Raw genomic sequence first — 25,225 nt, 5'->3', positions numbered from 1 at the left:
CGCCGATGAACCAAGTACCTGAGGAGGAATTCCCGTGAGTCGTCATCGCAATCGGTTGTCGCGTCGCCGTTTCGTCGCTCACGCCGCCGCCGGTACGGCGGCCGTTCTGGCCGGAACCGGCATCATGCCCGCCTTTGCCGCCGGCAAAAAATGGCAAATGCGGCTCTCTTGCTCGTCGATCAATTTCTCGTCTCTGCCGATCGAACAGGCGATCGAGCGGATAGCGGCGCTGGGTTTCGACGCGATCGACATCTGGTCGGCCCATGCCGGATGCCCGCACTTGGACGACGTGCTCACCCGCGTGGGGCCCGAAAAGCTCAAACAGTTGCTCGATGCAGCGGGCCTGGAACTGTATGCGTTCTCGGTCTATGTAGGCGGATACCGCAAGTACGCCGAACTGCTGGGCAAGGCGGGCGGAGGCGTGGCCGTCCGCGGAAGCTCCCGCCCCGCCGAACCGGGCAAGCTGGGCGAGACGATGAAAAAATTCGTCGAATCGCTGAAACCCGACTTGGAATTGTGCGAAAAGTACGATTCGTACCTCGCGATCGAAAACCACGCCAACGCATTGTTGCACACGATGGACTCGATCCGCGCGTTCGTCGATGCGGCGGCCGAGTATCCGCGTTTGGGCATGGCGTTGGCCCCCTACCACATCCAAAGCTACAACGGTTCCGTGCCGGAAGCGATCCGCATCGCAGGCAAGAAACTCTTTTTCTTCTATGCTTGGCAGCGGGGAGCCGGAACGCAGCAACTACCGGGAATCGGGCCGGTCGATTGCACCCCGTGGTTGCAGGCCTTGGCCGAGATCGACTTCCGCTATCCGGTCAATCCGTTCATGCACCACGAGCCCGAGCCGGACGCCATGTCGCAGGCATTGCGGCAATCGTGTGATTACCTGAAGGCCTGCTATCAAAAGGCGGTCGGCTGACCGATCGAAGCGCCGCATGCAAGCAGAAAGAGGTGTCGCCGTCAATCGCCTTCGGCGCGGGCGAGGACGGCGACATCGACCCGCGTTGCGCCGGCGTCACACAGCACACGAGCCGCCTCGTGACATGTGGCTCCGGTCGTGAGAATGTCGTCGACCAACAGCACCGCTCGACCGACGATCGATTGCCGGTCGATCACTTCGAATGCCCCGGCCACGTTGGCGAAACGTTCCTCGGGAGGCAGGCCTCCCTGCACTCGCGTCGGGCGGATGCGAATCAGCGCCTCCCACGCTACCGGCAAACCCAGCTTGCGGCCGATCGTTTCGGCCAGATGATCGGCCAGCATTCCGCAGCGTCTCATTCGGCGCGGTCGATACGTAGGCACGGGAACGACGACTCGGCTTCTGAACCAGCGCAAGTCGTCGCCGCGCATATCGAGCAACAAGTCGACCAACGCCTCAGTCAACCGCGGTCGCGGATGACGTTTCAGCCGTAGGATCACCCTTCGCAACGCGTATTTGTACGGTCCCAGGGCCCGAACGCGGTCGAAGGCGAATCGTCGGCCGCGGCACCAACGGCAATCACGATCGTCGGCATCGTTTCCGGCCGCTTCGCCGCCGCAACGTACGCAGTATTTCCAGCGACGGTACGCGAGCCGGTTGCGGCAGCGCGCACATATCACCCCCGGCGAGGGCAACCGGCGCCGGCAGTACGCACAACGGCCCTGCCCGACGAATCGAAAAGCCGCACGCGTGCGCGGGAGAAAATCGAGAGAGCGGCGGCGGGAGCGATCGGCAAGGAAATCGCCTGCCAGCTTGAACATGGTTGTCGCCCCGATCCTTCGGTTGCCGCTAACGCTCCAGATACACGCGGATGGCGGCTTCCATCTGCTTTTCGACCCCCGGCGAATAGCCGACCCACACGCGGCGGATGATCCCCTGCCCGTCCAAGAGGATCGTCGTCGGATAGCCGTCGAAACCCGCGGTTTGTGCCACGGCTGCCCGCGTCTTGCCGTTTACGTCGGCAAACGTGGGAAAGGATAGTTGCTGCGATTGCAGAAACGCCGTCGTCTCTTGCCGCAGGGTCTCGACGTCGGGCTCACCGGCGGGGTCGCCGCTGCACGAGACGCTCAACAGCCGAAAGCCGTCGTTCTCGCGGAAGGTCTCGTACAACGCGTCGACGTGCGGTGCCTCCTGTCGGCACGGCGGACACCATGTTCCCCAGAAGTTCAACAGCACGACTTTGCCTTCAAGGTCACCCGTCGATACGGGGCCCGATTCGCCGGTCAACGGTTGCAAATCGATCTCCGGCAGCTTTTCACCCACGCCGGCGTGATTTTCGGGAGCGGGCCAAAACGGCGTGAATTGCAACGTCACCAGCGCGAACAGCCCCAACACGGCCAGCATGCCCGCCGTGCGGATCCAGTCGAAATGCCGAGGCCGCCGCAGCTCGGTCGTGTCGAGTGTTTCGTCTTGAGCGTTCGTTTCGTCGTATTCCTGCACCGGTCCTGCCCCGTGAAATCGAGGGGATACGAAATTGCCGAGAGCGTTTGCTTCGCGGCTTCGCGCGTTCCTAAAATATGGGTCGCTCACCGTGGCAAGCGGACCGCCACCGGATCGTTCACCCTCATTTTGACGAAGGAGTTTTGACGATGCAACGCAGTTTGTTTTACGCTTTGGCGTTGTCGTTGGCCGTGTTGCCCGCCTGTTGGGGCGCCGAACACGGGAAATTCAAAGAAGTGACCGACCCGGCCGAGGCCGCAAAGGATCCGGACTTCGCGTTTCAGGGCGAATACAAGGGTCGCGGAATCGTGCCCGGCGGCGACGAAAAGACCGTCGGTGCGCAGGTGATCGCCCGCGGCAACGGCAATTTCGTAATCTACTTCCTCGAAGACGGCCTTCCCGGCGACGGTTGGACGCGCGACAAGGGCCGTATCGAAGCTTCCGGCAAGCGTGAAGGCGACCACGTCACGATCACCGCCCCGAAGGCCGAAGGCGTCATCCGCAACGGGAAGCTGATCGTCGAGCACGACGACGGCCGACTGGTGCTCGAACGGATCGAGCGGAAGAGTCCCACGCTCGGCGCGAAGCCGCCCAAGGGTGCGATCGTACTCTTCGACGGTTCGAACACCGATCATTGGGATCCGGGCGTGTTGACCGAAGACGGCAACCTGCTGAGCAATGCCCTGACGAAAGACAAGTTCAACAGCTACACGCTGCACCTGGAATTTCGTTTGTCGTGGATGCCGGAAGCAACCGGGCAAGCCCGCTCGAACAGCGGTGTGTATCTGCACGATTGCTACGAAGTGCAAGTGCTCGACTCGTTCGGCCTGACCGGTGAAGACAACGAATGCGGCGGAATCTACAAGGTGAAAAAGCCCGACGTGAACATGTGCTTTCCGCCGATGACCTGGCAAACCTACGACATCGAATTCACCGCCCCGAAATACGACGGCGACAAGAAGACGGCCAACGCCCGCGTGACGATCAAGCACAACGGCGTGGTCATTCATGAAGACCTGGAACTTCCCGGTGCAACCCCCGGCCGTCAAGGTGAAGGCCCCGGACCGCGTCCGCTGTACCTGCAAGGGCACGGAAACCACGTGTACTACCGGAACATCTGGGTTGTGCCGAAAGACTGATCGTCCGACGGTCGCGCGGCCTTGTGCGTCCTATCGCATTTACCGCGCGAGTGATGCGGTTTCGGCACGAAAAATGCACTACCCGGAATGCCGCAGAAACGCCGCTTCGGCGGGGCGATTCGTCCGCCGCTCAAGGCCTCGATCGCGCTGGAATCGCCGGGCAAATTTTTGTGAAAATTCGACCCCTAGCCGCGATTCGGGCGTAGAGTAGAATAGAGAGGCGACAAGCGAAAGGGAAAACCATTCAACCCGCATCGCCTGCCCGACCGATAAAGATTCCTGGCCCCACAGAGGGGCCAAATAGGCGATCAAGCCTCCCGCGTGATATTCCGACGGAGGTGCCACCCCTTACGCGTGAGCCGGAGTCGAACGAAGGCCGGTGCTTGTGCACGCCGGACTCCCGCTCGTCTCGCAGCGACGCATCCGGTCGCAATAACCCGGGAGGTTTGAAATACGAAGCCGCCGTCCCGAACCTTCGGGGCGGCGGTTGATCTTTCTTGTGCAAACGGGCCGAGCGACGCGTCCTACGATCCGCTTTGAAAATTGCCCACCGCCTCGCTTACCCGCAGGGCACGACCGTAGATTCGCAATCCGCGGACCCCCGTCCCGAGACGCAACGTCGCATCGCCCTCCGGTGTCCGCAAGGTCGGACTGAACCGCCCCCATCCGAACTGGCGTGCATCCCCCCCGTCGCACAATATGCCGTCGACGACAAACAAGATGATCTTCGGACCGCCGTCGATGATCGCCGTCAAATGGTGCTCTTGTCCCGGTCGAACGGTCCCCGGATCGGTATCCCAAACGACGTGTTGCCGTCCGTCGTGGAGGGTCAGCGCGATTGTGCCCCGTTCGGTCGTCGCTAGGCAAATCCCCTCCCCTGCTTCGTTGCGGTTGTCGAGCAAGACCTGTTCTGCCGACGGGGAATCGAGTTCGAACCGCACCTCGAACGTGAATCCGCCGCGCAGGTCGCGCAACCCGTGATCGGGTCGTCCCGCATCGCGGATGTTCAATCGCGGTAACGACGGCATGGGGATCTGCTTGGGGATCGGTGTGCCTCGCGGGATTTCCAGAAGCAATCCGTCGCGGGCGACCTCGTGATTTTCCCATTGATGGAACAACCCCTCGACGAGCGCCTGTGGAATCCGATGAACGCGGCCGATGTTCTTCTGCGTTTCGGTCAGGTAGAACACGCCGTCCTCCTCAACCAGGTCGGGATAGCTCATGCGGATGTACGGGTCGTCGTCATAGAGGACGATTTCCGGCTGCGACCACTCAATGCGCTTTCCGTCGGGAGTGTCGATCTCACGTCCGGCGCACAACCAGGCGGGATTGCGGTCGTCATAGGGGCTTCGACCGTTTTTCCCCCCCAATCCCAATTCGGCGATGAACCGGCCGCCGTGATTGTGAAACCAATACAGAAACTTTCCGTTCGAGCAATTCCACACGAAATTCGCCGCGCGGGGATGCTTCATGCGGCGTCCGTTCGGCGTATAGGTGAGATATTCCGGCTGCGTCCAACGGCGGCCTCCGTCGCGGCTGTAGGCGCAGGCGGGCCATCCGTCGATCGTTCGGTAGACGCAAAACAGCGATCCGTCGCTCAAGCGGGCAAGACTTTGCTCCTCGGCGATGGGACCGCCGCCCGGTGGTGTCCGCAGCCCGATGTCGCCCTCGGGAAGCGTTTCGAAGGTGATCTTCGTCGGATCGCGCTCGGTGAGAATGTTTCGGCTCGTGATGATCACGCCCTCGGAGCGGGCAAAGAAACCGGGGCCCATCGCGCCGACCTTGTGATGCGGTAAGAACATCGTTCCCTCGGCGATCAGCGGCCTTCCCACGTTCCAGAAAAAGCGCAACTTGCCCCCGTAGACGTTTTCGCGGTCGCAGGCGAATTCGCGGATCGGTACTTCGTAACGCTCGGACGACCAGCTCCGGCCGTGGTCGTCGCTGTACTTGAACACGTAATGGCCCAGGGAATCGACCCGCCGATACACCCCCCCGTCGATTCGTTCGACTTCGCGCACGTTGTCGGTGTTGTGGTTGTAGAAGACGTACACGCGTCCCGAAGGTACCTTCAGGAGCACGGCGTAACTCGCCTCGGGTCCGTCGGCCGGTTCGATGGGCACGATGTCCGTCCACGTCTTCCCGTGGTCGAGGCTGCGCATCGAGACGATGTGCTGCCCTGCGGCCCCTTCGGCACCTTTGCCGGTCGTGATGACGCACAACCAGGCGCCGTCGTCGGTCTTCACGATGTACGGCTGATCGGCGTAACCCTCGCTCGGGATCTCCCAACCATTCGCGATGTGCCGGGGATCGGGAATCGACGATTGGGCGTCGGTCTTGCCCGCCGAAAGCGCCGAGAGGGTGATTAGCGCAAAGAGAACGGTACGACCAGGCATCTTGTCAGCTCCTGCAACAGGGGTGTTGCACGGGGTACCTCATCTATCGGCCGACACGCTGCGGGCTGCCCGTCTTCGCATCGACCAGGTAAAACGCCCCGGCTATCGGCACATCGACGGTGATTTCCGGGCCGTCGGGGATGCGAATCGTCACGTCCTTTCGATCGGCCAACGGCGAACGGGCATAGACGAGCCACCGGCGATTCTGCGGTTCGTTCAGAACCAACGCCAGCGACTGAACGGGCAGCTCGGTATCGAGCGACCACGGTCGCGGCGGATCGAGATTCGTGTCGAGCATGTACCAGCGGTCTTCGGCGGCAAATTCTTCGGGAATCGCCACCTGGAACGGATGCCGATGCCCCCGATTCGGAACCAATTCGCCGAAGCGCCAAAACTCGCGCAATACCGGATCGGCGTAGACGCGATCGACGACCTCGACAATCGCCTCGAAGTACGCGCCCACGCGCTCTCGCGTGTCGAGATAGCCGCGAAACTCGCGCACCACCCGCGGCCGCGTAAGCCACATGCCGAACTCGACGTAGCTGGCGTGCCGAACCGGCGAGTAGGGCTCGCCGTGTTTCGCGTACCAGGCGGGCTTACCGATCTCGCGGCCTTGGGCGTCGGTCTTGCTCCCGTCCCACACCGAGAACTCGAACCAAAAGTCGGGCTTGTCGGCGTACACGCGACGCTGGGCCATGACGTAATTCATGAACGAGACCAGGGGGCTGTGGACGGTGAAGTCGGTTGAGGCGTCCCAGTCGTGTGTATAGTACGAAGGCGAAGCGCCGTCCCACGCATAGGGCGCCCAATCGAACCGATTTCCGCAATGCAGCGAATAGACCGGCCACCCCGACCAACGCCCCATGTGATCCGGACCGAACGCACCGTATCCCACGAAGCGCACTTGATCGCGCCAGCCGGACGCATCGAGATGCGAGCGCATCGCTTCGAACATCGCCCGGTAACGCACGATCCAACCATTGCCGACCAGGCAGCGTTTCATCTCGTCGGTGCAGTCGAAACCGTACTGGTCGGTGAACCGCTTGTCTCGTTCGACACCGCCGTTCTTGGCCCAGCGAATCTTGGGGGCCTCGTTGTTGCTCAGGAAGATCACCCGCGGCGGATCAGGATAAACCTCCTGCAACCGGCGGATCATGGGGCTATCGACCCACAGTCGGCCGACCTCGCGCCACGGTTCGATCGCGCCGAACGGGCTGATCCCCAGCCGCGGATCGGGTTCGCCGTCGTCGTTCAGTGCGAGCGCACTTTGGTCGGGCGGCAAGTCCTTGAAGGGAAACGTTTGCCCGAACAGCGACTTTTTCGCCAGTACGATCTCCCACTGCGTGCCGACCAGCGTGAAGGGGAGCTTCCATTCGGCCACCTGCTTGAAGGCGGCGTCGTAGCGCGTGAAATAGGCATCGTCGGTCGGCGCTCCGGGTCGCGGAAACTCGAACCACGGCAACAAGTGATGCCCCCGGCGGATCAGTTCGAGCTGGTAATCGGGGCTGAAACCCTCGGGCCGCGTGCCGCGGTTCCAGTGTCCGGCCAAGGGAAGCGGTCGCCCTTCGGGCCCGATCGTCGGTGCCGCGGCGGCCGCGCGAATCTCGGCGACCACCGGCGGCGACTCTTCGGCACAGGCCCAGGCCGCCGCACCGCTCAACAGGCCGACCGATAACAGCAGCCTCGTCGTGAAACGCATCGCACACCTCCGCTGGCAAAATCCCCGTCGTCGAAGTCGTCAGGTCAATTCCCAACCCGGCCGATATTCGCGGGTGAAGTATTTCGCAGCGCGTGCCGGTGTGACCGTGCCGGAAGCCGCATCGAACTCGATCGTCGTTTCCGTCCGCAGGGCCACCGTGCCTAGGTTGACGGTATCGGTGATGTGGGCGGCGCTTTGGAAGTTGCCCGGCGCCTTCTCGGGAGCGAGTTCGCCGCGACAAGCGGCCAAGAAGCCCTCCATTCGTTCGACGTGATCGAGTCGTGCCGAGTCCCGGCCCTCGCCGCCTGTCAGTTTCCAGAGCGAACCGGTTTCCTCTTCGGTGTGAAGCACCGGGTTGTCGCCGTGGAATCCGGCGGTAATCACGCCGCCGTCGCCGATGAACATGATGCCTTCGCGGCCGGTGGGCGTCCCCGCCCGCTCGACCAACTCGGGCAGACGCGGACGCATGCCGCCGTCGTACCACCATAGCTGCCGATCGCCGTCGGCCGCAGCAAACCAAAAGCGGAACGTACACGCCAGCGGATAGGAAAAATCGTTTCGGATGACGCTGCTGGTATTGCCCCTGATCGTGCAGGCGTGCGAACCCCATCCTTGAATCTTGTGCGGCACGCCGAGCTTCAGTTCGTCGAACACCGGCCACAAAGCGTAGATGCCCATGTCGGCCATCGAGCCGCCGCCGAAATCGTACCAACCGCGAAAGACGGTGTGCGTATAGTGCGGATGGTACGGACGATCGACCGCCGGACCGAGCCAAAGCTGCCAGTCGAACCCCTTGGGAACAGGAGGCGTGTCGGCGGGAAGCTCGGTGTACTGCGGCCACACCGGGCGATTCGTCCAGATGTGGATCTCCCGCAACGTGCCGATCACCCCCTTGTTGATCTCGCGGCAAATCGCCGCATTGGCCGGCGCGGCGCCGTAGGCCAACAGCAGCGTCGCCCGCTTCGTTTGCCGAGCCGTCTCGATCGCGATGCGCCCCTCGTTCAAACGATTGGCGATCGGTTTGTGCGTCATCACGTGCACGCCTTTGCGCATCGCGGCAACGGCGATCGGGGCGTGCAGATGGTCGGGCGTCATAATCTTGACGGCGTCGAGATCGGTTTCTTTTTCGAGCAACTCGCGGAAGTCTGCGTAGGCACGGCAACCGGAGTAGTTCTTGCCGCGGGTGCGTGCGTAGTACGCATCGACCAGTTGGCGGCCGACCTCGCGTCCGCCGGGGCAGCCGGGGACGTCCTTCCGCCAATCGGGAACGCCCATCAACTCGGCGATCGTCCGACGGATGCCGCCGGCGCCCCACTCGATGTAATCTTGGCTGTCGGTGTTCGGATCGCAGACGGCCGTGATCCGGATTCGCGGGTCGGCCAACAGGCTGCCGATTTCACGGAACCCTTGCGTGCCCATGCCGATGTGGGCCAGCGTGAGCTGCTCGCTGGGCGGCACGTGCTCGGGGCCGCCGAGTACATGGCGAGGAACGATCGCCGCGGTAGCCGAAAGCGCCCCGACAGCGACAAAACGACGTCGAGGTAGGCGAGCAGGTTGCGACATAGAGGGGCCTCCTTTGGTGGATCGTGGCAGGAAACATGGAAAACCACGGTGGGCGAATGCACCCCCATGGTAGCCTCGAAACGATCGCTTTGCGAAAGGGGCGTGAAAAATCACCGGCCGATCGTCGCAGGCATCAGGTTCACGAAGAACAAAGAGGCCGTCGCAGTCGCCGCCGCGGGGCGCGCCGTCTTTGCTTTCACCCGAAAACGGGAGGCGAAAATACGCAAACAGGAGAAAATAAAGACTTCTGAATGACTTGTTTTACCCCCCCAAAGCCTGATTTTGGTTAGGCGAACGTTATCTCAGCGAAAGTTGTCAGAATTTCGGCGAAATTGCTCTTGATCGATCGGCGGGAGATTTAGTAAAAGAGCGGACGGTGAATCGTGAGAAGCGACACGGATGTTCGCTGGTCTCCGAGGAAGGTTGCCGGGACGCACTCCAGGAATGGAACGCGTCACGGCGTACATAATGGATCCCGATGTTTTCTGAAATCCGTGTGTTGAAGAAGTAGCGTTCGAGCACCGAAAACAGAAACGACCAGGCGCAACGATCGGTGCCCGTGAGTGTGTCTCTCTCCAAGGCCGACAGGAAGTCGCCGCGGCAGTCGTCGGGATCGAACCAGGAGACGTCTCGAAGTTTTGCGTGCGATGGAAGCAACCTCGCCGAGTGATCGGCGGGTGCGCCGTGAACCCCGCCCGGGTTGACGGCAGCCGTTCATGCTGAGTTGCGAGAGGCTCACCTGGAGGATCCGGCGTCCTCGTTGACGGGAAAGCGGAGTGACCCGAAGAACCCCGAAACGGACGTCGTAAGACAAGGAGGCTCAGCCATGTTGGTGCTGTCGCGTCGTAAGGATGAGGGGGTTCGGTTCCCAACGCTTGGAATCGAATTCAAGGTGTTGAGGATCGGCGGAAAGAGTGTGCGTTTGGGTGTCAAAGCCCCGCGAAACGTGCCGGTCGTACGCTCCGAGCTCGAAACCCACCACGAATCCGATTCGGAGACGATCGACGCCGTCCCGTGTCGCGAGGCAAGGAACGACCCGAGCAAGTTGTTCGCGTGTCTTCAATTCGCACTGCAAATCGTCGATTTCCACCTGCAACGAGGCGAAATCGACAAGGCTCGGTTGATGATGCGGCGAGCCGAAGAGCGTCTGGCCTCGGCTGCCGCAGAGTTCGACATCAAGGCTTCCAGCAAGCCTCGTTCGGCGTTGGTCGTGGCCGAAGACGAACGCGACCGCCGGCGGATGATCGACATGCTCTCGCACGGGGGCTACGCGGTCGACGCCGTGGCCGATGCGGAAGAGGCCTTGCACTACCTTGCGGGCCACGACCGGCCCGATCTGGTCATCTTCGACGTGCGGTCGGAGGAGAAGACGGACGAGGCGATGCAACGTATCCGCAAAGATCCCCGCTGGAACGGCATCAAGCTGTTCACGTTGGGCGATCATCGCGCTGCGGAGTTGGGCGTCCGTCTGGCGCCGCGGCAATCCGGCGTCTACCGCCTGGACCGTAACGACAACGACACCGCTTTGATGAACGCCATCGACCAAGAGATGATCGGTTCGGTATAGTCGGCGCAACGACGATAACGCCGGTCGAACGAGAAGTCGGAAAATACGGGTGAGCCTACGAGCGGGCGGCAGGTCTCGACGGCCTGTCGCCTGTCGCTTTTCTTGTTCCTGCGAAATGCCGCCCGGCGGCATCTGCGGCACGTCTTCGGGGTGGAATCTTCTTTCCAAAATCCATGCTTGGAAACATCGGTGCTCAGGTATAGAATTCCTCGGCCCCTCGGGATCGGCCGTAGGAGAAGCCGCCGAGGCGTTCCCCGCCCGTTACGCGCGCAGGTCGGCGGTTTCGCCTGCAAAGCGGCACGTTTCCTTTGCGATACGATCGACATCCATGAACGTAAAGAAGCAACGCCGAATTCGTTTGCTGCGGGCATTGAGCCGGGCCGAAGGCTACCTCGAATTGAACATGCCCCGCGCGGCGATCGACGCCTTGCAAAAGTGCGCCGACGAAGAAGAACCGCGCCTGTACTACTTGTTGGGCGAAGCCTATCGCAGTCTCGAACAGTACGATACGGCCCTGTCGTATTTTGAAAAGGCGAATACACTGGACCGCGGCCACATCGGCGTGCTGATGGCGATGGGCTGGTGCCACAAGCGGCTGGGACGCCTCGACCTGGCGATCGACGACCTGCGCGAGGCGGCGATGCTGGAGCCTTCGCACCCGATCGTGCTGTTCAATCTGGCTTGTTACTTGTCGCTGCAAGGCCAGGCCGAAGAGGCCGCCGAGTACCTTGCCCAGGCCATCTTGAACGATGAAGAGCTGCGCGAGCTGGTCGACCGCGAACCCGATTTCGATCCGATCCGCGACACACCCGAGTTTCGTCGCGTGATGGAAGACTTCGACACCTGACCGGCCGGCGTCCCCTTCTGCGAAAAACGTATCGGCTTCGCCTGCGCGGCCGTGCAAAACGTGCGATTCTCGGAACGGGCAATTAGAATGAATCCGCCGTTTGGGGGCCGATTTTCGGTGGTCGCACGTTTCTTTTGGATCAGCGAGGTGACGTCATGTTCCGTTCTGCGTGCCGGTGGTTGATGATCGCTGTCGTATTCGGCGGTTGGCTTGTGGGAACGTCCCGCCCGACTGCGGCCGACGAATCTTCCGTCCGCCGAATCACCTTGGCCGAGTACCGCGACAAGATGGAGGCGGCCTGGTTGGGGCAAATGGCCGGTGTCGGCTGGGGCGGACCGACCGAGTTCCACGCCAAGGGCCGTATTTTGCGGGAAGACGAAATGCCCGACTGGACGCCCGAGCGCATCAACCAGTTCAACCAGGACGACATCTATGTCGAAATGACGTTTTTGCGCACACTCGAGGTGCACGGTTGGGACGTCTCGCTGAAGCAGGCCGGAATCGACTTCGCAAACAGCCGCTATCGACTTTGGCACGCCAATCGTGCGGGCCGGGATAACCTGCGCAACGGCATCGCCCCGCCCGACTCGGGACATCCGCAGTTCAACAAGCACGCCGACGACATCGACTACCAAATCGAGGCCGACTATTCGGGGATCATCGCTCCCGGAATGCCGAACGTCGTCATCGCCCTGGGCGAAAAGTTCGGCCGGTTGATGAACTACGGCGACGGTCTCTACGGCGGACAATTCGTCGGCGCCATGTACAGCGAGGCCTTCTTCGAAACCGATCCCGAAGCGATCGTGAAGGCCGGACTGGCCGCCATTCCGGCCGAGTCGCAATACGCCGAGTGCATTCGCGACGTGCTCGACTGGTACCACGAAAATCCCGACGATTGGCAAGCGACCTGGGAAAAGATCAACACGAAGTACCATCTGAATCCCGCCTATCGGAAGGCCTCGTGCACGCAAGGCGAATTTAACATCGACGCCAAAATCAACGGCGCCTTCATCGTCATGGGGCTTTTGTACGGCAAACGCGACATCGACCGGACGATCATCATCGCCACCCGCTGCGGGCAAGACTCCGACTGCAATCCGTCGAATGCGGCGGGCGTCTTGTTCACCACCATCGGCGCTTCCAATCTGCCTGAGCGATTCACCAAGGCACTCGATCGTACTCGCGTTTTCAGTCATACCGAGTACAATTTCGATCGTCTGATCAAGGTGTGCGAAGCGCTGGCGATCGACGCCGTGCGCCGTAACGGCGGACGTGTCGAAAAGAACGATCGCGGCGAAACCGTGCTGGTCATTCCGCGGGTTCCCGTTCGGCCGAGCAAACTCGAGCAATGTTGGAGTCCCGGCCCGATCGCGGGATCGCGCTACGACGAACAAGAACGGGCCAAGATTCTCTATCCGCCGGGGCAGGAATGACAAACGATCCCGGCGGCCGACAGCGAAGGAGACGCAGCGCGTGAAGACGGCAGCCGACCGGGAACGCGACGGCGGAACGGGCGGCCGTGTGATTGCCGTGGGCGACATCCACGGCTACAGCGAAGCTTTGCGCGGATTGCTCGAAGCGATCGACCCGCGGCCCGATGATACGATCGTCACCTTGGGCGATTACGTCGATCGGGGACCGGATTCGGCCGGCGTCATCGACATCCTCATCGAGTTGAGCCGAAAGTGCCGTTTGGTGCCGATTCTCGGCAACCACGATCAAATGTTCCTCGACGTGATCGAGGTCGACTCGCCCCGCATGCTGCGCGAATGGCTCAGCTACGGCGGGTTTGCCACGTTGCGTTCGATGGGCATCGATCATCCGGAGGATACGCCGCGTCGCTATCGCGTGTTTTTGAACCGCTGCGTCGACTACTACGAAATCGAGTCCCACTTCTTCATCCACGCCAATTACGTGCATGATCAACCGCTGAAACGGCTCTCGGTGTGGGTGATGCGTTGGGAGTCGTTACGGCAGCGTGTGCCGGGACCGCATTTCAGCGGGAAAACCGCGATCGTCGGGCATACCGCCCAGAAAAACGGGCGTGTTCTCGACCTGGGGTATCTCAAGTGCATCGACACGTATCTCTACGGTGGAGGACGACTCACCGCCCTCGACGTGCATCGTAACCACCTGTGGCAAACCGATGCCGCCGGCACCACGGTGTACAGCGGACCGTTGAATGCCGAAGTCGCCGGAGGAAAGGATTTATCTGCAAGACCGATCGACACGGCGATCGATTCGCAACACTCGAACGGCCGGGCGGATCCCCTCGACGCCGCTGCCGAAAAAGACGACACGACCGCCTGAAAGACGGCCGTGTCGTGTCTCGCATCGTTTCATCGGCGGTTCGGGCGGTGTTTACCCGAATACGCAGCCGGCTCGATCGACATCACACATTGCCGGTCAATTGCATGTGGTACATGCGGGCGAACGCCTTCAACGCCTTGGCCTCACCGGGCGTCCCGCAGAACAGGATCGGGTGCACACCCGGATAGATCGAGCAGACGTCGTCGACCTTGTCGACTTCGACGAGCACGCGGGTGGCGCATCCGCCGACGGGCGGACACGTCGGCGACTCGATGACGCGGCCGGTCCAGCAGATCATCTTCTTCTGCCCGCTGTAATACTTCGCCAAGATCACCGGTTCGTCGGCGGGCCACTGCGTATCGACCGCGGCGGTCTTCGGGGCCTGATGGAAGAAGGGACGCACCATGTACGGCTGCGCCGGACCGTCGGGTCCGTGGAGCTTCCATGCGCACGTGCAGTGCGAGGCGAAATAGCGATTCTCGCTGGTGTCGAAATCGGGGTTGTGCATGAACCCGGCCCGATCCCACAGCCACCGTCCGAGCATCTGCGTGAGCGTGCCGTCGAGCTGATTCTCGCAACCGCAGGGAACCAGGTTCCCGTTGTTGATCGCAAAGCTCACGCACGGCTTGCGATCCTTGAGGAAGAGGCATTCGATCGTAATCGCATCGGCCCCGTAGCGTTCGAGCAACTTATTGACGGTGTGATGCGCGCGAATCGCGTCGACGAAATACTCGTCGGTCACGTCCATCACGCGGGCGGCTTCGCTCTTGATCTTTTGAGCCAGCGAGCGAACGGCGTCGTCGGGGCGAATCGAGTCGAACAGGTCGTTGTACTCGGCAGCGGGGATGCCGACGATGTGCGTGCCCAAGTCGGCATCTTCCGCTTCGGCCCGTTCCTTCAAGCGACCGGTCACTCGTAACAAGCGGCTTTGCGCGAGCATCTTCTTCGCCCGAACGGCACGCAGCCCGCGTTCGATCTCGGCCCAGTTCTCGATCGAATGGATGTAGTGGATCCCTTCGGCGGTACGCAACGCCTCGGAAGGCAATTGGTGGTTCGAGCCGACCGGTTGATAGACGATGGCCGCGGGCGCGGCTTGCACCGCGATGTCGTAGGATCGGCCCGCAAACGTGTTCCAGAAGTTGACCACCAGCACCGCGTCGACTTTGGCGGCCTGGCACTTGGCGATGAACTCCTTGACCTTGGCCTCTTGCCACACACCTTCCGGCTCGAAGGTCACGCGGATGCCCAGCCGCCTGGCCATCTCGGCGATCTTGTCGGTGAACTTCTTTTGCTGGGCTTCGGGCTCGAACTGGTTGCCGGGCCAGGTGAACCAGTTGTGGACGCGCCAGGAGTCCTCGTTTTTACCGGCGTAGACGACGTCGGCAGGCGGGTAGAGGAAGACCACCGCCACGCTCGCCGGTTCTTTCTTGCGTGCCGGCAACGTCGCCGGAACTTCTCCGGCCGCCAGCATGCCGCCGGTCAGCGACCACGCGCCGAGCGCACTGCTTGCCGCCAGAAAACTACGACGATCGAACCCGTGTTCACATGATTCACACATGACAATACCCCCCGGAAAAGAATCGAAACAACAAAACGATATCGAGGTTTCACCCCGCTTCCACGCCGGAAACATTATTTACACGATGATGATTCGCACGTGCGTACGGTAGTCGTCCTCGTGCCGTTTTGCAATTGATGCCCCCTCGGATCGAAAGCGCCGCCGCCTCGCGCACCCGAAGCGGCGGGCGCGTCGCTCGGAAAGTCCCGCTTAGCTCTTTTGTTGGAGGTCGGGATTCGGTTCCGTGATCGGTTTGTCGATCATCGCGTTGGCCTTTTCGCTGCCGATGAACTGCTCCTTTTCGCCGTCCCAGCGGAGCGTTTCGGCCAGGTTGACGGCCAGGTGCCCCATCACCAAGGCCGACGTCACATGGTTGCCCACGTCGGCCGGTTCCCAGCTCGGTTTGCGGCTCTTCACAGCGTCGAGGAAGTCGCGTTTTTCGCTGGTGTAGCGCGGTTCCGGGTTGTCCACCAAGGGGAACGACGCCGTCTTGAATTTTTCATCGCTTGCTTCGAAGAAGTTGAACCCGGCCTTGATCCACCCCTTGTCGCCCTCGAAGTACATGTAAGGGCTTTCGGTGAAGTAGGCGATCTCGATGCCCCCGGGATACTTGTAGGTGATGTCGAATTCCAGGAGCACGTTCCAGAAACTTTCGGCAGGCGGATAGACGCCGGTGCCCGAGATTTCTTCGGGCCAGCTCCGATCCAGCCCCAAGCACCACAAGGCACCGTTGAACAGGTGCGTTCCCCAGTTGGTGACCATGCCGTCGCAGAAGTTGAGTTTGCGCATCCAACCCGGACGGCCGCGGAGATCGTGCCGCGGATGAACGCCGTTGAGCGTGTACGGGATCGGCGGTGCTTGCGTCTTTCCTTCGCCCAGCCAGCGTTTGTAGTCGAGTTCTTCGGGAACGGGCATTTCGGGCTGCGGCGGACAGCCGATATCGCTTTCGGGCACGCCCACACGAATCTTGGCGACGTTGCCCAGCATCCCGCTTTGAACGATCGAATACGCTCTCCGGGCGGGCGCCCCCACGCGAAATTCGCTGTCCACCCGGAAGATACGACCGAGTTTTTCCGAGGTCTCTTGCAACCGGCGACCACCCGCGATCGTCCGCAAGATCGGCTTCTCCAAGGCCACGTCTTTACCCGCTTCCATTGCCTCGACGGCCATCACCACGTGCCAGTGATCGGGCGTCGAGATCATGACGGCGTCGATGTCGTCGCGGGCGAGCAGGTCTTGGTAATCGACGTAGGTCGCGCAGCCGTCGGTCATCCCGTGCTTTGCTTTGTTGTAGTCGTCGACTTTCTTCTTCGCTTCGTTCATGCGCCACGAGTCGACGTCGCACACGGCGACGATGCGGCAATCGGGTTGTCGCTGAAACAGCGGGATATTCTTGAAATAGCACTGTCGCCCGGTGCCGATCATGCCCATCGTGACGGTATTCGACGGTGCGGCGGCACCGAACACGTTCGACGGAACGACCGCGGGGGCGGCGGCTGCCGTACCGACGACGGCGGCCGTCCACTTCAAGAATCGACGGCGTGACGACTTACGCATAGCTTCGTTCTCCTACGTTCGAGATGACGTACACTCGCGGTTGCCGCGTCGCGGGCTTGTTGCTCGATCGACGCGGTCGGGAGGGTCGAACGGACCGCGAAGCGAAAGACGATCGAACGGTCGTGCCGACGTTTCCCCTCCGAGGACGCCCGCTCACGCCGCTTCGCGGTGCCGTACATTTCTTTCACTTTCCGTCAGCCGGTTCGCACATCGCCTTCCAGGCCGCCATGGTCGAAGCGATGAGTTCTTCGGCGGGCGTCTTCACGTTGTAAAGCTGAACATATACCGGCCCGTCGAAATTCAACTCGTGCTTCAGGAACCGCACGAACCCGGCCACGTCGAAGCTGCCTTGCCCCAGCGGCTGAATCAGGCGGTCCCAGCCCATCGCTTGGGTATCGCCGGTGTCGGCCCCGTTGATGGTGACCATCTTCAAAAGCGGGAGTGCCTGTCGTGCCGCCTCACGAATCCCCGCCGGCGGATGTTGCTTGAGGTAATGGCATAGGTTCAGGCACACGCCCAAGTTCGGGTGATCGACGGCTCGGGCCACGGCCAGGGCCGATTCGATGGTCGGCAGTCGATTGCCCACGTGCGGATAGATCGCCACCTCCACGCCCTGCGCGGCCGCCTGCTCGGCAAGTTTTCGCAGCGCTTCGGCAATGCGGGCGTCGGAGACCGTCTCGCCTTTCGGTGTGCCGACGTGCACGAGCATCATGCCGTGACCTTGCAGAACCGCAAACACCCGCTCGAGCGGGATGGTGTACGCGGCCGCGTCCTGTGAGACGGTGAGCCCGACATATACGGCGCCGATCTCGATACCGTGCTTGCGATACGCCTCGGCCGAAGGCGTCAATTGCTGCGCCGAACAACTCAAGAACACCGTCTTGTAGCCGTGTCGCTGCATCATCGCGGCGACTTGCTCGGGCGGCAGCTTGCGAATCTCGATACTGTTGGCCATCAAGCCGAACTCGCCGCCGAAGGCCGGGACCGATACGCCCCCCACCAGCACAAGGACCACGCACGATCGAACGAGAACCGATCGGACCGTGCGCCCGACGAATGAGCGAAACGCGTTCATGGCAAACCTCGCAATGGTGATAACCGCCGGGAATCTTCGATTCCCATCGTGCAACACCCCTGTTGCCGCACGATCAGCCCAAAAGGCTTTCGATATCGGCGATCAGTCGGCGGCGGACGGCGTCGTCCAGCCGGGCCAACCCGGTGTATTCGATCCAACCGTTCGACACGCCCACTCCCGAGCCGACCAACCGCGCCAGCGCCATTTGCTTGTCCCACATGTGCGTGAAATGCCACGCACAGGGACGCCACGGCTTCTTGCCCAAGGCGGCCAGGTAACGCACCGGTTGCTGGCTGTACAACGGGTGGCCCAACAGCGACCCGTAAGCATGATCGCCGCACTCGCCGTCGGTAAACAAGCAGAAACCCGTATCGGAACAGTCGCTGCCGAAGATCGCCTTGTCGTCGCCGAAGGATCGAACGATCTTTCGCATTTCGCGGTACAACGAGATCGCCGATTGGGCCATCGGCACGGCCTTTCCGTCGCGGAAGTCGTACCCCATGCCGGCGAACGTTTCGTCGATCGCGATGGCGTCGGGGTCGAGCAGTTCCATGATCCATTGCGTTTGTTGCAACAGGTGGTCGCGCCAGCGTTTCGACGCCAGCGAGGCCCGCCAGCATCGCCCCTTCACGTCGGGACCTTGCCAGGGGAAACGCACCATGTTGCCCTCGGGATCACGAAGGATGCAATCCTGCATGTCGTCGAAGAAGGGAGTGGCGTCGTCGAACAGTACCGGATGGATGTAGATCCCCGCCTTGGCCCCCGTCTTGCGCGTGGCTTCGATGCGTGCCCGCATCTTCTCCAGCGACATCTCGGCCGGACCGGCCGCATCGCCCTGCATGGCAAGCCACGTCTTACGGTCGGGATGCACGTAATCGCTGAGCGTCGGATAGTATCCGTGCTGGGTGGCCAACCCCACGTGGAAGGCGGCGAAATGCGGCAAATCGGCCTCGTAACCGTTACCTCGGCGACCGCCTTTGCCTTCGGCCGAAGAAAGAAAATCGTAATAGTGCACGCGGAAGTCGCGCGTCCACGCGGGAACGGGAAAGTCGTCGTGATGGACGTGCGTATGGAACACATCCCACGCCGCCGAGGCATCGCCTTCGTGCAACAGCAGGAAGCACCGCACTTCGCGGCTTTCTCCCGGTTCCAGCCGGACCACCCGGCCGATGCGCCACACGGGCGTACCCGACTCGGAAACCAGCCGGAACCGCATCGGCTCGTCGGAAGGCGTCATGAACGCCCCACGCAGCGCAGTCGACGCCAACGCGAGATCGACGACCGGGGCCAACAAAAGGGCCTTGGTCGTCAGCTCTTCGGGATGACTTGCCGCGGGTTCGAGATAGTGGCACGTGAACGCGTCGGCGGCGACGGGCACGCGGCAATCCTGAAGGAATTCGGCCACGCCCAGCGCGGCGAATCGTTTGTCGCGTCCCAGTCCCGAGGCCGACAGCGGCACGTAGCTTTCATCGCCGGTGGCCAGCGTCGACAAGAACGCGATTTCGACCTCGACCGTCCGCGGGCTCGGGTTTTGCAACGCGAGTGTCGCTTCCAGCAGGTCTTCCCCCATGCCGCCGCCCGTGTTGCGCAGCCGGTGCGTGAGGCCGACGCCGACCGGCCCCGCCTTGCTCGCAGGGCGTTGCGGGCCGAGTCGGACCGGCGTCCCATCCTCGGCGCCGCGGACGCGAACTTCGGCGGCCAGCGGTCCGATGTCGGCAGCACGACAAAGCGGCGTGCCGCCTTCCTGCACATCGTGAAACAGCAAGTCGAGCGAGGCGCGCTTCCACTTCAGCCCCGCCGTCGCTTGCGCCCGAACCGGCCGGATCCCCCCCAACAAACCGGTACCGATCAGGGCACTCGTCTGCAAGAAACGACGTCGATCGAGCACAACCATCCTCCTGCTCTAACGGGAGTTCGAACCGACACACGTCGCCGCGACGTTGGTAGCGGGGGGACGAAGGTGCTTCGTCGTCGGCGGAAGATTACGTTGTCTGCGCAACGGCGACCGTCTGCGGGGCGCGGTGGGTGCCCCGCGGTCGCCGGCTATTCGTTCCGATCCCGCAATCTCGGGGATCGAATTTCGCGGTCGCGGTTCGGTCGCGTTCGTTACGTGCCGGGGCCTTCGTCGGGAAGCACCGGGTGGAAGTCCTCGAGCGGCTCGGGTTCGTAGTCGCTCGGGTTTACCCAACCGGTCTTCCGCTTGACATCCTCACCCCGGAGGTAGCGATCGTAAAAACCGCGTTGACCTTCGTTGGCGTAGGGATATTCGTCGAAAATGTGTCCTTTGCCGAACATGCGGGGATCGCCCTGCTCGCGCAACTCTTGCGTCATTTGTTGCACCAAGGCCGACTTCGCAGCCTGGTACTGCGGGATATGGGCGACGTTCCGCATGCATTCGGGATCGTGTCGCAAATCGTACATTTCTTCGCTCGGACGTTTGCCGAACGACCACACCCAATATTTGACCAATGCCGGGTCGGTGCGTCCCCGGAGGATTTCCGTCTTCGTCGGGCTGCCGTCGCAGTTCAAATAGCCGGTTTCGGGATTTCCGGCGGGCCAGCGGTCCGGCTCGAAGTTCTGTACGTACAGCAGGCCGTCTTTGACGATGCCGCGGATGGGATATCCCCAATCATGCGGCCGGCCGATGTCGTGCCGCTCTTTGCCGATCAACACGTGGTCCCGTTCGGGAACGACGCGCCCCGACTTCTCGGAGTAGAAAATCTCGGTCAGGCTGCGACCGGTCGCCGGCTGCATGCCGGTTTCTTCCCAGCGCAATCCCGCCACTTCGATGAACGTGGGCGCAAAGTCGATGAACGACACGTAATCGTCCACCGTGCGACCCGGATTCTTGATCCCCTTGCGCCACATGATCGCCAGCGGCAAATGGTTCGATACGTGGTAGGCTTGCCCCTTCGAGCGCGGGAACGGCATACCGTTGTCGGCGGTGACGACCACGATCGTGTTGTCGAGCAAGCCGCGGCGCTCGAGCTCGTCCAGCATTTTCACGAGATGCGAATCGAAGTATTCCAGCTCGAAGGCGTAGTCGAGCAGGTCGTTGCGTACGACTTCGTTGTCGGGCCAGAATTCGGGGACGCGATCGATGTCGTCGATCGACTTGCCGCCCTTCTTCACCCCCGAGCCGTATTCGTAGCCGCGGTGCGGTTCGGTCGACCCGTACCAAAAACACCAAGGCGTTCCTTCGGGCACGGCATCGAGAAAATCGACGAAATTGGCCGCGTAGTCGTTCGGCGAAATACCTTTGGTCGGCGGCGTGGTGCGCCGTTTGTCGAAGGGAGTACCGGCAAGATGACGCGGCTTGCCGTCGATCGTTCCTGCAACGACCGGGGCGACGCCTTTGCCGGTCTTGCCGACGAAGTATCCGTGCTCGGCCAAGGCCTCGGGATACGTTTTGAACTTCTTCGGGAAGTAACACACGTGATTGCACGCCTCTTCGAGCTGCCACGAGTTGCGCCCGGTCACGATGCAGGATCGCGACGGCGCACACTTCGCATTGGGCGTAAAGGCGTTGGTGAACAAGATGCCTTCGCGAGCGACGCGATCGAAGCCGGGCGTGTGCACCCACTTGCAGCCGTAGGCGCTCATGTACGGGTACGAGGCGTCGTCGGCGATGGCGAAAAGAATATTCGGTCGCTCGTCGGCCGTGACGAACGACGCCGCGCCGGGAATCAGGACAACCGCGACCAGACACGCAAACAACGCACGCATGAATGGAACTCCTCGAGATCGTGAACGCATACTGGATGTGTCTCCGCGCTCGACCGTTTTGCATCGAGCGTCATGCGCACCGGCCCCCGCCGCGTCTTTCGCCGACATGCCGCATTGCAGCCGCCGACGGTCCTGATCCACTTTCGTCCAAATGCGGGGTCGTGTCAAACCGTTCGGATATGCCCATTTTGCGATAAACGCGATCTTTCAGACCGTTTGCGAACTTTGACGCAAACGGCATGCGTCCATTTCATTCAGGACGTCGGGCACATGATAAACGACCAGGAAACCGATGGGGGAGAGAAAAGTTTTCCCTCCCGCGCATATTGGCAAAAAGCCGAATATCGCTGTTCGAGTTCCTGCGTCCGCCGGCCCATTGGCGACAGAGAATACTCGCGACATTGCCGAGCGAACAAACTGTGCCCCCCGATTCAGGGAATCGCAAAAAGTTTGACCCCTGTTCCACGACCGACCTATAATCGGCTGCGGACCAAAGAGGGGGATGTCATTGGGGGTACCGACCGCGGAGAAGTTGTGCCCGTCGAATCGTGACGACGGCAAGACCCGATTTGCCGTCGACCGTCGTCGGAAGTAGAGAAGGGGCGATCCGGTCACTTCGGTGATGCGCGGGCAGAGGAGAGGACGCCGGCCGCTACCGGAACGCAAACCTTGTCTGGACGGCAACAGGTCGGCCGGTATCGATGGTGCAGAAAGCGGCTTCCGGTCTCTTCCGAGGCGGGAAGCGGGGAACATGTCCCACGGACGGCCCGAAACCAAGGTTGCCGTCTTCGTCCGAGCTGGAGCGACTCGTCGGACGGAGAACGGTTGCCGTCGAAGGGAGGTCCATCATGAACTCCGGCGATACTCCCCCTGAAGTCGGTGTCGAACGTCGTCGGCACAGCCAACGCGGAGCGATCGAAGACGAAATTCGCCTGACCGAGATCCGTGCTGCTCGATTGGGATGTCGCTTCTTCGACGTTCGCTACGCGAAAATTCCCCAAGAGGTTTTAGACCTGGTGCCTGCGCGCATCGCGCACGAGTACGGGATTCTGCCCATCTTGGCCGAAGGGGGCGTACTCGACGTCGCCGCCGCCGACCCGCTCACGCCCGAGACGATCGACCGCTTGCGGTTCATCGTGAATCATTCGGTGCGGGTCATGCTCAGCCCGCGAAAACATCTCAAAGCGGCGATCGAACGGTTCTACGGCCCCCCCGAAGGCGAGACCGCCGAAACGCAAGCCGAAGCGGAACCCGCCGAGGCGTCCGAACCCGAGTTCCGCGAGATTCCCGAGCTGCCGATGGCCCTGGATCCCGAAAGCCCGGCCGTGGCCAAGCACATTCAGAACGTGCTCAGCCGCGGAATGGCGTTGGGAGCCACGCATGCGCTTTTGCTGCCCTACAAGGGACGCGTCAAAGTCGCGTATATGGTGGACGACCTGGTATGCACGGACGCCGATTTGCCCGCCGACGCCTTGGTGCCGATCACCGTCCGCTTGATCGCGATGCTCGACTTCTACGGCGGCATGAAGATCAAGGTTCGCGACCAGCAGCGGCGGCTGAAGCTCCATTTTCACGGCACGCGGTTCGGGCCGGCGGTATTGATCGCGCTCGGGCAGCCGGATGACGTGATCGGCCGCTTACGAGACAAGGCCGTGCAATTGGGCGCCGAATTCACCGACCTGAAGAACATCGATTTTCCGGCCGAACTGCTGGCCGATGTGCCCGCCGACGTCGCCCGCGAATACCTGGTGCTACCCATTCAACGCAAGACGAGCTCGATCGTCGTGGCCGTCGCCGATATGAGTCGGCAGCAAATGCTCGACGAAATGCGGTTCCGTCTGGGGCAAACGGTCGAGTTCGTCCTTGCGCCGGAAGGACGTTTGCGGGCGTTGATCGACCGATGCTACGGCGCGGCGGACGCGGAAGCCGCCCCCGTCGTTCTCGCCGAATTCGCCCGCTCGCGCAAATTGCTGGAAAAAGTCACACAACACCCCGGCCGTCAACTTTCCCGACCGCAGGCGACCGAGGACCATCCGGCGATGGCCGTTTGGGGCTGGCTGCAACGTTTCGGCAAAGACGGCCTGTTCCAACTGTTCGACGAAATCGCGCGGCGGCCCGAGTTGTGTCGTAAGCTTCCCGACGGAAGTTTCGATGTCGTCCTCCCGCAAGGCGAGGTCGTCAGCGTGCTGCCCGAAGCCGCGCGACGCTACCTCGAAGATCGCATCGCCGCCCTGCGCCGCACGGTGCTGGCGAAGTTGGAGAACCTGTTATTGAGTGATCGGCGAGCGCTGGGATTGAGCGTGGCCTTCGCCTTGTACACGGCCGCGTGCCGGTTGGGCCGCGGCGAACAGGTCACGATCGATCCGTCCGGCTTGCGACACGAATGGCTCAACTTCCTCTACAGTTTCATCCTCAAGACCCACGGCGACATCGACACCAACACCGGATTGCTGGCCTTGCTGGCCGAACGGCCCACGGCCCCGCTCGAGGCGATCGGCCGCATCCTCGAAGATCCGTCGTGCATGACGGCCCCCGACCGGGCCGAACAATGGATCGAGCAAACCTTGGCGCTGACCTCATTGGACGACCTAGTGCGGTCCGACACGCCGATGATCGCCAAGACGCTGGAAGCCCTCGTCGGCGAGGCCGAGCATTATCGCGCCTCGCACCTGCTGTTGGTCCCCAACGGCGACCGGCTGACCGCCGCCTTGCGGATCATGCGCCGGGCCTTCACGCGGCCGCCGTTGTCGGCGTGCATCACGGCGCCGTTGTTGTCGCACTTGCTCGAGCGGGCAGGAAAAGACCGATCCTGGCAACCCGAATTCTTGAGGCGTAACGTACGCGTGAACGTCCAGTTCTACACCTCCGGTGAAGGCCCTGCGGCCGTGCTCACCTTCGACCGCGATCACGCCGAGGTGGACGAAGGACGCACGATCGCCGCCCATGCGGGCGTGCCGTTTCAACGCTTGTGCGAGGCCTCGATCTCGCAAGAAGCGCTCTCGCTGTTGCCGCCTTCGGTTGCGTTGCGGATGCGCATCTTGCCGCTGGAAATCACCGGCAACGCCATTCGGTTGGCGACTTGCCGCGCGGTCACGCAACGGCGTTTGCGAGAGTGGCACGGCCTGTTCGGCCGTCCGGTCGAGGTCGTGATGACCACCGAAAACGACATCGTCGGAGCGATCTATTGTCACTTCCCGCCCGGTGCACTGCGTCCCGCCGACGACCACGCCGTGTACTATCTGCGGCGCTGGACCGGCTACGAGCCGCCGCCGAATTCGCCCGAGGAAACCACCGATACGCCGGCGGAAGAAACCTCCGGCGATTCGCCCGAGACCGCCGCCGACTCGACGACCTGACGCGCAC

General features: G+C 62.1%; 17 protein-coding genes. 7 read left to right on the top strand and 10 right to left on the bottom strand.

What is annotated here, in order from left to right; translation table 11 throughout:
• The first annotated feature begins 34 nt into the window (after positions 1 to 34).
• On the top strand, positions 35 to 928 hold the full coding sequence (locus ACYQ2I_RS01915; protein WP_460165297.1) for a sugar phosphate isomerase/epimerase family protein: 894 nt from the start codon (positions 35 to 37) through the stop codon (positions 926 to 928).
• A gap of 41 nt (positions 929 to 969) precedes the next feature.
• Here the strand turns inward: ACYQ2I_RS01915 and ACYQ2I_RS01910 are convergent, their stop codons facing one another.
• Positions 970 to 1,749, bottom strand: a complete 780-nt coding sequence (locus ACYQ2I_RS01910; RefSeq protein WP_460165296.1) for a ComF family protein — start codon at positions 1,747 to 1,749, stop codon at positions 970 to 972.
• Positions 1,750 to 1,777: 28 nt separating this feature from the next.
• Positions 1,778 to 2,428, bottom strand: coding sequence for a TlpA family protein disulfide reductase (locus ACYQ2I_RS01905; protein ID WP_460165295.1), 651 nt, complete (start codon positions 2,426 to 2,428; stop codon positions 1,778 to 1,780).
• A gap of 149 nt (positions 2,429 to 2,577) precedes the next feature.
• Between ACYQ2I_RS01905 and ACYQ2I_RS01900 the strand changes: the two genes are divergently transcribed.
• Positions 2,578 to 3,567 (top strand): 3-keto-disaccharide hydrolase, encoded by a 990-nt coding sequence (locus ACYQ2I_RS01900; protein ID WP_460165294.1) that lies wholly within the window; start codon positions 2,578 to 2,580, stop codon positions 3,565 to 3,567.
• Positions 3,568 to 4,091: 524 nt separating this feature from the next.
• On the opposite strand, the gene ACYQ2I_RS01895 is transcribed toward ACYQ2I_RS01900, so the two are convergent.
• The 3 genes from ACYQ2I_RS01895 to ACYQ2I_RS01885 are packed head-to-tail and all read right to left on the bottom strand — an operon-like array spanning position 4,092 to position 9,222.
• The gene (locus ACYQ2I_RS01895; protein ID WP_460165293.1) at positions 4,092 to 5,960 is read right to left on the bottom strand and encodes a hypothetical protein; all 1,869 of its coding nucleotides are present in this window, start codon (positions 5,958 to 5,960) and stop codon (positions 4,092 to 4,094) included.
• A 43-nt stretch (positions 5,961 to 6,003) separates the two neighbouring features.
• On the bottom strand, positions 6,004 to 7,659 hold the full coding sequence (locus ACYQ2I_RS01890) for a hypothetical protein (RefSeq protein WP_460165292.1): 1,656 nt from the start codon (positions 7,657 to 7,659) through the stop codon (positions 6,004 to 6,006).
• Positions 7,660 to 7,698: 39 nt separating this feature from the next.
• Positions 7,699 to 9,222, bottom strand: a complete 1,524-nt coding sequence (locus tag ACYQ2I_RS01885; protein ID WP_460165291.1) for a Gfo/Idh/MocA family protein — start codon at positions 9,220 to 9,222, stop codon at positions 7,699 to 7,701.
• An 826-nt stretch (positions 9,223 to 10,048) separates the two neighbouring features.
• Between ACYQ2I_RS01885 and ACYQ2I_RS01880 the strand changes: the two genes are divergently transcribed.
• From ACYQ2I_RS01880 to ACYQ2I_RS01865, 4 genes are all read left to right on the top strand, one after another.
• Complete coding sequence (locus ACYQ2I_RS01880) at positions 10,049 to 10,789, top strand: carbon storage regulator (protein WP_460165290.1); 741 nt, start codon at positions 10,049 to 10,051, stop codon at positions 10,787 to 10,789.
• A 328-nt stretch (positions 10,790 to 11,117) separates the two neighbouring features.
• A complete protein-coding gene (locus tag ACYQ2I_RS01875; RefSeq protein ID WP_460165289.1) occupies positions 11,118 to 11,636 on the top strand; it encodes a TPR end-of-group domain-containing protein in 519 nt (172 codons plus the stop codon).
• 155 nt (positions 11,637 to 11,791) lie between these two features.
• Positions 11,792 to 13,069: an ADP-ribosylglycohydrolase family protein gene (locus ACYQ2I_RS01870; RefSeq protein WP_460165288.1), complete on the top strand. Its 1,278-nt coding sequence runs from the start codon at positions 11,792 to 11,794 to the stop codon at positions 13,067 to 13,069.
• 40 nt (positions 13,070 to 13,109) lie between these two features.
• Entirely contained in the window at positions 13,110 to 13,946 is an 837-nt protein-coding gene (locus tag ACYQ2I_RS01865) for a metallophosphoesterase (RefSeq protein WP_460165287.1), read from the top strand.
• Positions 13,947 to 14,028: 82 nt separating this feature from the next.
• On the opposite strand, the gene ACYQ2I_RS01860 is transcribed toward ACYQ2I_RS01865, so the two are convergent.
• From ACYQ2I_RS01860 to ACYQ2I_RS01840, 5 genes are all read right to left on the bottom strand, one after another.
• Positions 14,029 to 15,504, bottom strand: a complete 1,476-nt coding sequence (locus ACYQ2I_RS01860) for a hypothetical protein (protein ID WP_460165286.1) — start codon at positions 15,502 to 15,504, stop codon at positions 14,029 to 14,031.
• Positions 15,505 to 15,714: 210 nt separating this feature from the next.
• A complete protein-coding gene (locus ACYQ2I_RS01855; RefSeq protein ID WP_460165285.1) occupies positions 15,715 to 17,061 on the bottom strand; it encodes a Gfo/Idh/MocA family protein in 1,347 nt (448 codons plus the stop codon).
• Positions 17,062 to 17,245: 184 nt separating this feature from the next.
• Entirely contained in the window at positions 17,246 to 18,136 is an 891-nt protein-coding gene (locus ACYQ2I_RS01850; protein ID WP_460165284.1) for a sugar phosphate isomerase/epimerase family protein, read from the bottom strand.
• Between the two features lie 73 nt (positions 18,137 to 18,209).
• On the bottom strand, positions 18,210 to 20,024 hold the full coding sequence (locus ACYQ2I_RS01845; RefSeq protein WP_460165283.1) for a hypothetical protein: 1,815 nt from the start codon (positions 20,022 to 20,024) through the stop codon (positions 18,210 to 18,212).
• Between the two features lie 218 nt (positions 20,025 to 20,242).
• Positions 20,243 to 21,862: a sulfatase family protein gene (locus ACYQ2I_RS01840; protein ID WP_460165282.1), complete on the bottom strand. Its 1,620-nt coding sequence runs from the start codon at positions 21,860 to 21,862 to the stop codon at positions 20,243 to 20,245.
• 848 nt (positions 21,863 to 22,710) lie between these two features.
• Here ACYQ2I_RS01840 and ACYQ2I_RS01835 point away from each other — a divergent pair.
• Positions 22,711 to 25,218: a GspE/PulE/PilB domain-containing protein gene (locus ACYQ2I_RS01835; RefSeq protein ID WP_460165281.1), complete on the top strand. Its 2,508-nt coding sequence runs from the start codon at positions 22,711 to 22,713 to the stop codon at positions 25,216 to 25,218.
• The last annotated feature ends 7 nt before the right edge of the window (positions 25,219 to 25,225 follow it).

This window comes from Thermostilla marina, assembly GCF_054657455.1.
Note: the sequence above shows the minus strand (reverse complement) of the source record. Positions and strands in the feature narration are given on the sequence as shown.